Source organism: Bradyrhizobium sp. B124 (assembly GCF_038967635.1).
Taxonomy (GTDB): Bacteria; Pseudomonadota; Alphaproteobacteria; order Rhizobiales; family Xanthobacteraceae; genus Bradyrhizobium.
In genome coordinates this window covers 4,097,992-4,108,935 of the sequence record NZ_CP152413.1, presented here as the reverse complement: position 1 = coordinate 4,108,935, position 10,944 = coordinate 4,097,992, and the positions used below count along the sequence as shown (strand labels likewise).

Below are 10,944 nucleotides of genomic sequence, written 5' to 3'. Positions count from 1 at the left end.
TGTCCACGCTTACTTGGCCTTGACCGAATAGACCGGCGTCCAGCTTGCGGGCGCCAGCACGAGATCCATCTGCAATTTCGGCACCGTGGTCTTGTCGATCACCGTGGCCACCGGCTGGACCAGGCTCATGACCGGCTTCTTCTCGATCAGACGCACCGCCTGGTCGATCGCGATCGCGCCTTCGCCGACGGGATATTGGGTTGCGAAGGCGAGGATGTCGCCGCGGTTCAGCGCGTCGAGCATGGCCTGGTTTTCGTAGGACGACACGATCTTCAGGTCGCTTCGGCCGGCCTCGGCGACGGCGCCGATGGCAGCTTCGGCGGTGGGGGCGGTGCCCCAGATCACGTTCATGCTTGGATAGGCCTGCAATGCGTCCTGGATCAACTGGAGTTGCACAGCAACACCGGAGTCGCCGAACTTCTCGGCCAAAATCTTGGCGTTCGAGTTCTTGGCGATGGCCTTCTTGAACCCTTCATTGAACGATTCCGCCCAGCCCGAGCCGGCCGGACCGGGGAACGTCACGATGTTGAGCTTGTCGCCGGGCTTGGTCTGCGCCAGCAGGCCGTCGCCGGTGACCTCGCCCATGGCGACGAAATCGACATAGTTGGCCGCGGGCAGTGCGTTCGGCGGCAGCGGATTGGTGACGCCGACCACCGGCACGCCCTTGGCCTTGGCCTCTTCGAACTTCTTGCTGAGACCCGCGCCGGAGATCGCGCCGACGATGATCGCGTCCGGTCCGCTCGCCATGCAGTCATCGAACTGCGAAAGCTGCTTGGGCAGGTTTTCGTAACCGCCGGCCTCGTAGAGGTTCATGTTGACGTTCATCGCCTCGGCCTGCTTCACGATGCCGTAGGCGACGGCGACCCAGAAGCTGTCCTTCATGTGCGGAAACAGTACGCACAGCCTGTAGGGTTTCTCGGCCTTCGGCAGCGGCGTGTAGTCCGCCGGCTTCGGCGTGCCGGATGACGCGTCGTAGACCTTCATTGGAAACCACGGTGTCTCGGTCCCGGCTGCCGCCGGCGTGGCGGTGCTGGCAAGAGCGAGGGCCGCGGCGATGCCGAGCACGGAGTGGATCGGCCACAGTCGGTTGGGAGAAAGGCACGTCGTGATCGTCATAGCGCTATCCTCATGGTTTGAATGAAAGTGCAGGCGATGCAGGGAAGGCGACGGCTCGAATCCTCTTCTGGTGCATGGACCGCGCCGTCTGCCGGCGGCGCGGCTGCCGCTGACGATCAGCCCGCTTTCCACATCGCGACCGAGCGACGCTCGAATGCTTCGCGGAATTGGCGGGTGGATTCGGGAAGCAGCGCGCCGGTGCCCCAGTCGAGGATGACCGCGTGGCTGCGGATCACATCGAACGCGTTGATCTCTCCGCTGCGGTAGCGCTGCGCCACCATCTCCGGATCGAGACGGGCATTGGCGACGCGCTCGGAGCGGATCTTGGCACGGAGCGCCGCGGTCGCGACCTTGTCGATTTCGTAGTTGCAGAGCTCGGCGTCGATGGTGTGCACCACGACGCCATAATCCTTGGCGGCACGCTCGACCGAGACATAGTCGTCCTTGATGTCCTCGATCACGAGGTTCGGATCGCGCTCCAGCGGATCGCCGAACCCGCCGCCGCCGGCGGTCGGACGCGAAAAGACGTCACCTTCGCCGATCGGCACGTCCGAGAAGATCGAGCCCAATCGCTCCTCGGCGGCGCTGCCGGCGCGCTTCAAGGTCAGGCCGTGCGGCATCGATGGCAGGCCGCCCTCGATGCCCCACACGATGGCGCGCTCGCGGTCGCAGATATAGGAGATCACGGTCTTCTCGGCCTGCAGCATCCGCGACGTCTTCACCACGCCGGCGCCACCGCGCCATTTGCCGGGGCCGGGCGAGTCCGTGAGTATCTCGCATTCGGTGGTCAGGATCGGGTTGGCGCGCTCCTGGCCTTCGACCGGCTGCGACATCAGCCCAGTGCCGAAGCACGCGGTCGTGACATTGCTGCCGTCCTTGCCGTTGCGGCCGCCCCAGCCGCCGGGCAGCCAGTCGTAGAACATGAAGATCGGCTTGTCGGCGCTGCGGGCGTCGAGACCGCCGGTGAGCAGGTATTCGAGATTGAAGGCGCAGGCGAGGGCGCGTTTCGGCATCAGCTTCGACCACATTTCGTAGATCGAGTTCATGATCTTCTCGAACGGCATCAGGAAGCCGGTGACCGCGATCGGCCATTTGGCATCGACGATCGATCCTTCGGGGGCGATGATCTCGAAGCAGCGGTAGAAGCCGGAATTGAGTGGCAGGTCAGGGAAGAATGTCTTCATGCCGGCGGCGACCGCGGAAAAGGTCGCGCCAAACGCCGAATTGTAGATCGAGCCGATGGTCGGATGGCTGCCGGTGAAGTCGTAGATCGCGCGGTCGCCCTTGATTGTCATCTTGATGCGGATCGGGATCATGCCTTCGCCACCGGCCGGATCGCGGTCGATGTAGTCGACCGTTTCCCATTCGCCGTCGGGCAGCGCTGCGATGCGCTGACGTGCCGAGCGCTCGACATAGTCCTGCACGGCGGCAAGCCCGGTCTCGACGGTATCGCGGCCGTATTTGCCGACCAGACGCAGGATCTCACGTTCGCAGACCGCGGTTGCCTCGGCCTGCGCCTGGATGTCGCCAATGATCGAGGCCGGGTCGCGGGTGTTGGAGGCGATCAGATGCGCGACGTCCTTGCGCAAGCCGTTCTTGTCGAACAGGCGGACCGGCGTGATGCGCAGGCCCTCGCGGAACATCTCGCGGGCGGCGACGTCGAACGACCCCGGCACGCTGCCGCCGACGTCCGACCAGTGCCCGTTGGACTGGCTGAACGCGATTATCTTGCCGTCGGCGAAGATCGGACGGATCAGCCGCACGTCGGAAAAATGCGTGCCGCCGGCATAGGGATCGTTGATCGCGAAGACGTCGCCCTCATGCATGTCGCCGTCGAAATGGCGCATCACGTCCTTGCAGGTGAAATGCAGCGTGCCGACGTGGACGGCGATATCCTGGTTGCCTTGCGCCGCGCATTCGCCGTTGGCGTCGTGCAACGCGCTCGAGAAGTCGCGGTTGTAGATGACGAAGGAGTAGCAGGTCCGCAGCACCTGCTCGCCCATCTGGTCGACGCTGGTGATGAAGGAATTCTTCAGAACCTCGAAGGTTACGGGGTCGAGCGGGAGAGCTCCGGCCATGGTTCACTCCTTCACGCGGATGATGATGTTGAGATATTTGTCGACCTCGGCGCTGGCACCCGGCGGCACGACGGTCGTCGCATCGAGCTGCTCGATGATTGCGGGGCCTTGAAAGGAGAAGCCGCAGGGCAGGTCGTCGCGCTGATAGACGGGCGTATCGAGCCCGCTGCCCTCGAACCAGACCCTGCGGCGGCCAATCGGCTCGGGGCTAGCGCCGGTCGGCTGGTGAACGGCAAATTCGGCCTTGGGAACCACGCCGACTGCCTTCAGATTGAGACGGAAGAAGCTGACCGGCGCGCTGTCGCGGCGGAAATTGTATTCGCGCTGGTGCTCGGCGTGGAAGCTTTGCACCAGGTCGGCGATCGCGCCGATCGGCTGCGGCGCGTTCACCGCGAGCGAACGCCACTGGCCGCGATACATCATGTCGATCGACCGCTGCAGCACGATGTCCTGCTGCGCGACGCCCTCATGGGCGAGCCGCGCGAGCGCGGCTTTCTCAATCTCGGCGAACTGCGCTTCGATCTCGTCGGCATCGGCGTCGGCCGCGTCGACCATGCAGCTCTGCGAGAAATCGTGCTGCATGTCGACGAGCAGGCATCCGAGCGCGGAGGTCACGCCGGGATTGGGCGGCACGATCACGACGGGAATCGATAGCTCGCGCGCGACGTCGACGCCATGCAGGGCGCCGGCGCCGCCGAACGCCACCAGCGCAAAGTCGCGTGGATCGTAGCCGCGACTGATCGAGATCAGCCGCACCGCATCCGACATGTTGGCATTGGCGACCTTGACGATCGCGTCTGCGGCCTCGTGCAGGCCGAGGCCGAACGGCTTGGCGACGCCGCTCTCGACGGCTTTCCGCGCCAGCTCGGGGTCGAGCTTCACCTTGCCGCCGGCGAGGTCGGTGCCGAGCCGGCCCAGCGTCACATTGGCGTCGGTGTTGGTCGGCTGGGTGTTGCCGTTGCCGTAGCAGGCCGGTCCCGGATGGGCGCCGGCCGATTGCGGGCCGTTGCGCAGGGAGCCGGCCGGGTCGGTCCAGGCCAGCGAGCCGCCGCCGGCGCCGATGGTGAGCACCTCGATCGAGGCGAAGCGGATCGGATAGCCGAATTCGATGTGCCAGTCCTTGGTGACGCGTGAGCGGCCCTCATAGGCGAGCGACACGTCGGTGGACGTGCCGCCCATGTCGAGGCCGATCGAGTTGGGAAAGCCGCACAGGCCGGCGATATAGCGGCTGGCGATGGCGCCGGCGGCGATGCCGGAGCCGGCGAGGCGCGCCGCGAAGTCCTTGACGCTCGCCGGCGTCATCACCCCGCCGCCGGTGTGCAGCAGCAGAAGATCGCGGGTGTAGCCCTCGTGCGCCAGGCGTTCGCCGAGCCGGCTCGTATAGTTGACGACGACCGGGCTCACGACGGCGTTGGCGACCGTCGTCGAGAACCGCTCGTGCTCGAAGATCTCGGGAAGCACCTGCGAGGAGATCGACACCGGGATGTCGGGCATCTCCGCCAGCAGGATGTCGCGCATCGCGCGCTCATTGGCGCCGTTAAGATAGGCGTTCATGAAGCAGACCGCGACCGCGGCGACGCCGCGACGCTTGAGGATGCGGGCGACGTCGCGCGCGGCCTCGACGTCGAGCGGTTCGATCACCTTGCCGTCGGCATCGACGCGCTCGGGCACGGTCAGGCGATCGCGCCGCGGCACATAGGGCGGGACAACGTCCTTGTAGGTGTCCCAGAGGTCTTCCTTGTTGGCGCGCCTGATCTCGATGACGTCGCGGAAACCCTTGGTCGTGACCACGGCGGTGCGGGGCAGGCGGCGGGTGATCAGCGCGTTGGTGGCAACTGTCGTGCCGTGCGAGAACAGCGCCACCCTGGCAAGATCGATGCCGGCCTTGGACACGCCGCCCATGATGCCTTCGATCGGATCGCGCGTGGAGGAGGTCTTCTCGATGCGGATGAGACCGGTCGTCTCGTCCATAATGCAGATGTCGGTGAACGTGCCCCCGACATCGACAGCCACACGAAGGTCCTGCACCATGCGTCTTCCTTTCGAACAAGCGTTTCGCCGATCTTAGGCAGAGCGGCGACCCGCCTTCTTGACGCTGAGCGCAGGAAGACTTGTGCGAGAGAGCGAACCGTTTGGCGGGCCATGCGTGCCGGGACCGGCGGCGGGCTGCCCGGGAAGCGGTCAGGTTAGCCGGTCAGGTGGGTGCGGTTGCGATGCCGTGTTCAGGCGTTGGCGGCGCGCGAGGTGGCGCGCGCCTCGCTCGGGGTGCAGCCGAACCGGCCGCGATAGTTGCGGCTGAATTGCGCCTGGTCGGCAAAGCCCCATTGGTAGGCGATTTCCGAGATGCTCTTGCGGCAGCTCGCATCGCGCAGCAAGGCGTCGCACATCGCTAGCCGCTGGTTGCGGATGTAGGCGCAGACGGTCAGACCCTCGCCCTCGAAGATCTGGTGCAGATAGCGCAGCGAAATGCCGCAGCCGTCGGCGACCATCTGCGGCGTGAGCCGCATGTCGTCGAGGCGGGCACGGATGAACTGCTCGCAGCGCAGCAGATGGCCGTTGCGCACCGAGGACGAGTGGCCGGTCAGCACGCGGTCGTCGGATTCGATGGCCATCGCAAGCAATTCGATGAGGTGCTTGCCCATCATCGCGCGCGCCGTCTCGTCCATTTCCTCGATCCGCTCACTTGAGAGGCGCAGCGTGTCGACGAACAGCGCGCCGACGCTGCGGCTTGCGTCGAATTGCAGCGTGGCGAGGCGCTCGGGCCGCGAAATGCGGGCGCGCAGCACCGCGCTCGGGATCTTCAGACACCACAGCGCCGTTGGATCCTGATGGCTGAATTCGTAGGGCAGGTGGCTGCGCTCGATCAGGAACGCGCCCGGCCGGCAGTGCACCACCTTGCCATCCTGCTCGAAGCGAATTTCGGCGAGCTCGGGCACCGTGATCAGGAAGGATTCCTCCCGCTCGCTCAGCAAATGCCGCTCATGCCGCTTGTAAAGCAGGCCATTTGCAATATTGCGGGACACCGAGAGAGGGCCCATCGACCAGGCGCCAAGGCGCGCATTAAAGTCGCGCGTGCTCGGGAAGCGCAGGTCGAGCGAGTAATAGGTCTTCGAGACGACCTGCTGCCAGTAATGGCGGCGGGTCTGCAACGGGATGTCATTGGTCGTGTAGGTGACTTGCATGTCTCACTCCCCGCCGCCGGCTGTGCCTCCGGTCGTCGTGTCCCGGCCAAAGTTTGGCGAGGACTGCCGGACGGCGTCAAGTCGAATAAAACGGAAACAGATAATCTAGATTTCGATCGCCTCCTCGGCCTGGTGCCGGTGATCCATGCTGACCGGGGGCCGGGCCGGCCCGACGCCTGCCACCGCAAAGCGCATGAAATCGCGGAACGCCATGGCGGCTTCCGACGGCTTGGTGTCGCGCCGCCAGGCAAGACCGATATCCATGCTGGGCACCTCGTCCTCGATGACGCGGGTCTCGATCCGCTGTCCCTCCAGCGACCAGGGCCGGTAGATCAGGTCGGAGAGAATGGCGATGCCCATGCCGCCCGCGACCATTGAACGCACGGCTTCGACCGAGGAGGTGCGGAAGATCGTGTTCGGTTCGAGCGAAGCGTTGCTCCAGTAGCGCATCGAGGTGTGCTTGGCCTCGTCGACGGTGAGCATGACGTAAGGATAGGTGGCGATCTCAGCGAGATGGACCCGCTCGGCACGGGTCAGCGGATGCTCGGGCGCAAGCCACAGGCGGCGCGGCGATCGCAGCAGCGTCTCGCTGGTGAGCTTGGCGTTGTCGCGCAGGTTCGAAACCAGCATCACCGCGAGATCGAGCGCGCCGTCGACGAGCGCGCGTTCGAGCACGTCACGCGGGGCCTCGAACAGCTCGACCGTGATACCGGGAAAGCTCGCCTGGAAGCGCTTCTGGTGACGCGGCAGGAAATAGCCCGACACGGTATAGGTGACGCCGATGCGGATCGTCCCGAACAGCGGTCCCGCTGATATCTGCGTGTTCCGCACCGCTTCGGCGACGGCGGCGAGGATCTGACGGCCCTGCGACAGGAAGCGGCTGCCTTCCATGGTGACGGTCACGCCGTTCGGCGCGCGCTCCAGGAGGCGGGCGCAGACGGTCGCTTCGAGCTGCTGAATGGCCGCAGTGACCGCGGATTGCGAGACGTTGAGGTCGATCGCCGCCTGGCTGATGCGCCCGGTTTCGGCGGCGGCGACGAAGTAGCGGATCTGTTTCAGAGAAACGGACATCGCGGTTGTTCCGATGTTGCCTAACTCATGAGCGGTGTTTCTCAGCCCGGCTGCATTCGTTGCAACTCTCGTGCCGACAGGTGCAGAGCTCGCGGTGACGTCAATATCAGGCGCGAGAGGCCGCAACCGACGGCCTGAAGCCTGGAATGCGCGCGGTCACCCCGATCGGTGGCCGCGGACTTTGGCGGATAGCGACGCGGCTGTCGGCGGCTACGCCAGCGCGCTGTGCAGCTTGGCCAGCAATTCCGAGCGGCTTTTGCGGGCCGCGAGCGCCTGGTTCATGTCGACCTTGACGAACTTCACCGGCGTGTTGGGCTGCAACTGGCCGATCAGATCCATGTCCGCGGCGATCACGGTCCCGACCATGAAGTAGCCGCCGCCGGAGACTGCGTCACGATGCAGCACGATGGGTTCGGTGCCGCCGGGAACCTGGATCGAGCCATAGGGATAGCAGGCATCGGTGATGTTGGACGGGTCGGAGCCGGCGCCGAACGGCGGTTCGCGCGGAACGAATTCGAGCGGCTTGCCGCCTTTGAAGCGGTAGCCGATCCGGTCCGCCTCCGGCGCCACCTTCCAGGTGTCCGAGAAGAAGCCGTTGCCGGCCGCCTCGGTGATGCGGTGCCAGTAGAGACCGGGCATCGCGCGCAGTTCCGTCGGCATTCCCGCCGGTTGCCCGCGCAAATCCCTGGCAACGGTCCGTCCGTCCTTGCCTGTGGCGGCGGCGCTGCAGATTGACAGCTCGTCACCGGCCTCGAGCTTGCGGCCCTTGAAGCCGCCGAGCGCGCCAAGCGCGTAGGTCGAGCGTGAGCCGAGGACGACGGGCACGTCGATGCCGCCGGCGACCGCGATGTAGCCACGCGCACCCTGCTTGAGGAAGTCGAAGGAGAGGATCTGGCCGCGCTTCACCCTGAAGCTGGTCCAGGTTTCGCGCGGCTCGCCGTCGAGTTTCGGCGGCAGCTCCGCGCCGGTGATCGCGACGGTTGCGTCCGCGGTGAATTCGAGCTCGGGTCCCATGAACACGGCCTCGAGCACGGCAGCGCCGGCGTCGTTGCCGACCAGCAAATTGGCCGCGACCAGTGCATGACGGTCCATGGCGCCGGAGAGCGGGATGCCGATGTGATAATAGCCCGGACGTCCGAGGTCCTGGACGGTGGTCGCAAGACCCGGCTTCAAAACCTTAACGGCCATGGAGAACTCCATCGAGCTTGGCGTTGTAGGCATCAACGTCGCGGTTGAACTCGGTCAGCGAGAACGAGACGTCGCGGATCACGGGCGCAAAGCGGCCGGCGTCGACGTCGGCGACCGCTGCGTCATAGGCCGCCCGGTCGATCGGTTTCCACTTCACGATGTCGCCCGGCTTGAACAGGCACATGAAGTCGCGCAAATAGCTGATGTTCTGGTTGGGATCATAGATCGGCATCGGCGTGATGCCGAACATCTGGTAGCCGCCGGCGCCGCGCACCGAGTAGATGCAGCTGAAGCAGCCGCCATGTCCGACGGTGAGCTTCGGCGTGTCGGTGCGCGGGCGCAGATATTTCGGCGCCTGAAGCTGCCGCTTGCGCTCGACCATCTGGTAGAGGAAAGGCAGGCCGGCCACGAAGCCGACCATCGAGACGAACCAGGGTGCGCTGGAATGCGCCTTGATGAAGGCGTCGACGCTATCGAGGCCGTTGATGCGCGCGGCGTATTCGAGATCGGTCCCGTTCGGATCCTGATGACGCTCGCGGAAGCGCATCAACGTCTCGTGCGTCCAGGGATCGTTGTAGAGCACGGGAATCTCGATGATCCGCGTCTTGATCACCGGCTCCGATTTCTCGGATGCGGAATCCAGCCGCTTCAGCTCGGCCAGCAGATCGTCGGGCTTGATCTGATCCGGATCGAACTTGACCTGATAGGACGCATTTGCCGGACAGATTTCCGTGACGCCCTTGATCTTGGCGTCGCGTACCGCATTGGTGATGAAGAGGCTCTTGAAAAAGGCCTCAAGCGACATCGCTTCGCCGACCTCGGCGAAAATGTGCTCGTCGCCGCCGAAGGAAAATCGAGTTTGCATGACTAGCGGCCTCCTGTTGCTGACGGGGCGGATTCTCTTGCCATCATGGCGCGACCTTCACGGCCGCTGGCGGCTGAGCGGTGGCAAGGCCGGCGGCATGGGATTCCAGCCACGGTTCGAGCCAAGCCGTATGGAAGCGTCCGGCCTTGACGTCGGCGTCGCGCGCCAGCGCCTGGTGCAGGGGCTTTGTCGTGAAAATGCCCTCGACGCTGAGCTCGGCAAGCGCGCGTTCGAGCCGTCTGATGGCGCTCGGCCGATCCCTATCGTGCACGATCAGCTTGCCGAGCAGACTGTCGTAGAACGGAGGCACCGTGTAGCCCTGATAGAGCATACTGTCGAACCGCACGCCATCACCGCCGGGCACGTTGAGCGCGCTCACCGTGCCCGGATTGGGCAGGAAATTCCTGGCGGGGTCCTCGGCGTTGATGCGGACCTCGATCGAATGGCCGCTGACGCGCACCGCGTCCTGATGGATGCGCAAGGGCTCACCGCCGGCGATCCGGATCATCTCGCACACGAGGTCGATGCCGGTGACCATTTCGGTGACGGGATGCTCGACCTGGATGCGGGTGTTCATCTCGAGGAAGTAGAATTCGCCGGTCCTGTCGTCGTAGAGATATTCCAGCGTCCCGGCGCCACGGTAGTTGACTGCCTTGGCCAGCGCCACGGCGGACGTGCAGAGCTTTTCACGTACCGCCTGGGTGAGTGAGGGCGAGGGGGCCTCTTCCCAGACCTTCTGGCGGCGCCGCTGCAACGAGCATTCGCGCTCGAAGCAATGGATCACGTCGCGTCCATCGCCGAGCACCTGGACCTCGATGTGCCGCGCGCCCTCGATCAGCTTCTCGACGTAGAGGCCGCCGTCGCCGAAGGCCGCTAGCGCCTCAGCCTGCGCCTGCGGCATCAGATGATGAAACTCCTCGGCGGAGCGTGCGATGCGGATGCCGCGTCCGCCGCCGCCGGCGGCGGCCTTGATCATGACAGGGAACCCGGTCTTCTCGACCAGCGCGAAGGCGGCTTCCGCCGACTCCAGCCGCCCCTGGCTGCCGGGGACGGTCGGCACGCCGGCCGAGGCGGCGGCCTCGCGCGCCGCGACCTTATCGCCCATCAGCCGGATCGATTGCGCGGTCGGGCCGACGAAGATCAATCCTGCCGCTTCGACCGCGGCCGCGAACTCGGCATTCTCGGCCAGGAAGCCGTAGCCGGGATGAATGGCGTCGGCGCCGGAGCCCTGCGCTGCGGCGAGGATGACTGCCTGGTTGAGATAGGATTTTGACGCCTGCGGCGGACCGATATCGACCGACTCGTCGGCTAGTCTCACCGCGAGCGAATCCTTGTCGGCCTTGCTGTAGACCTGGACCGCCGCAATGCCGAGATCGCGCGCTGCGCGGATGATGCGCACCGCGATCTCGCCGCGGTTGGCTATGAGGAGCTTTTTGATCGCCAT

The 10,944-nt window shown here is 65.3% G+C and carries 8 protein-coding genes; all 8 read right to left on the bottom strand.

Annotated elements, in window-relative coordinates:
* Nucleotides 1-9: 9 nt before the first annotated feature.
* On the bottom strand, nt 10-1,116 hold the full coding sequence (torT, locus tag AAFG13_RS19740) for a TMAO reductase system periplasmic protein TorT (RefSeq protein ID WP_342713062.1): 1,107 nt from the start codon (nt 1,114-1,116) through the stop codon (nt 10-12).
* A gap of 116 nt (nt 1,117-1,232) precedes the next feature.
* Nucleotides 1,233-3,194 carry a hydantoinase B/oxoprolinase family protein gene (locus AAFG13_RS19735; RefSeq protein ID WP_342713061.1) on the bottom strand — a complete coding sequence of 654 codons (1,962 nt, stop codon included), beginning with the start codon at nt 3,192-3,194 and terminating at the stop codon, nt 1,233-1,235.
* A 3-nt stretch (nt 3,195-3,197) separates the two neighbouring features.
* The gene (locus tag AAFG13_RS19730) at nt 3,198-5,222 is read right to left on the bottom strand and encodes a hydantoinase/oxoprolinase family protein (protein ID WP_342713360.1); all 2,025 of its coding nucleotides are present in this window, start codon (nt 5,220-5,222) and stop codon (nt 3,198-3,200) included.
* Nucleotides 5,223-5,416: 194 nt separating this feature from the next.
* Nucleotides 5,417-6,376, bottom strand: coding sequence for a helix-turn-helix domain-containing protein (locus tag AAFG13_RS19725; RefSeq protein ID WP_342713060.1), 960 nt, complete (start codon nt 6,374-6,376; stop codon nt 5,417-5,419).
* A 105-nt stretch (nt 6,377-6,481) separates the two neighbouring features.
* Nucleotides 6,482-7,447 (bottom strand): LysR family transcriptional regulator, encoded by a 966-nt coding sequence (locus AAFG13_RS19720; protein ID WP_342713059.1) that lies wholly within the window; start codon nt 7,445-7,447, stop codon nt 6,482-6,484.
* A gap of 210 nt (nt 7,448-7,657) precedes the next feature.
* Nucleotides 7,658-8,635: a biotin-dependent carboxyltransferase family protein gene (locus AAFG13_RS19715; RefSeq protein ID WP_342713058.1), complete on the bottom strand. Its 978-nt coding sequence runs from the start codon at nt 8,633-8,635 to the stop codon at nt 7,658-7,660.
* Complete coding sequence (locus AAFG13_RS19710; protein WP_092124374.1) at nt 8,625-9,500, bottom strand: allophanate hydrolase subunit 1; 876 nt, start codon at nt 9,498-9,500, stop codon at nt 8,625-8,627. Before AAFG13_RS19710 ends, AAFG13_RS19715 begins: the two co-directional genes overlap by 11 nt.
* A 43-nt stretch (nt 9,501-9,543) precedes the next feature.
* Nucleotides 9,544-10,944, bottom strand: coding sequence for an acetyl-CoA carboxylase biotin carboxylase subunit (locus AAFG13_RS19705; protein ID WP_342713057.1), 1,401 nt, complete (start codon nt 10,942-10,944; stop codon nt 9,544-9,546).

Bases quoted from the DNA above. Each gene is read 5' to 3' on its own strand.
- torT (WP_342713062.1), bottom strand. From the start codon at position 1,116: ATGACGATCACGACGTGCCTTTCTCCCAACCGACTGTGGCCGATCCAC.
- AAFG13_RS19735 (WP_342713061.1), bottom strand. From the start codon at position 3,194: ATGGCCGGAGCTCTCCCGCTCGACCCCGTAACCTTCGAGGTTCTGAAG.
- AAFG13_RS19725 (WP_342713060.1), bottom strand. From the start codon at position 6,376: ATGCAAGTCACCTACACGACCAATGACATCCCGTTGCAGACCCGCCGC.
- AAFG13_RS19720 (WP_342713059.1), bottom strand. From the start codon at position 7,447: ATGTCCGTTTCTCTGAAACAGATCCGCTACTTCGTCGCCGCCGCCGAA.
- AAFG13_RS19715 (WP_342713058.1), bottom strand. From the start codon at position 8,635: ATGGCCGTTAAGGTTTTGAAGCCGGGTCTTGCGACCACCGTCCAGGAC.
- AAFG13_RS19710 (WP_092124374.1), bottom strand. From the start codon at position 9,500: ATGCAAACTCGATTTTCCTTCGGCGGCGACGAGCACATTTTCGCCGAG.
- AAFG13_RS19705 (WP_342713057.1), bottom strand. From the start codon at position 10,944: ATGGCGATCAAAAAGCTCCTCATAGCCAACCGCGGCGAGATCGCGGTG.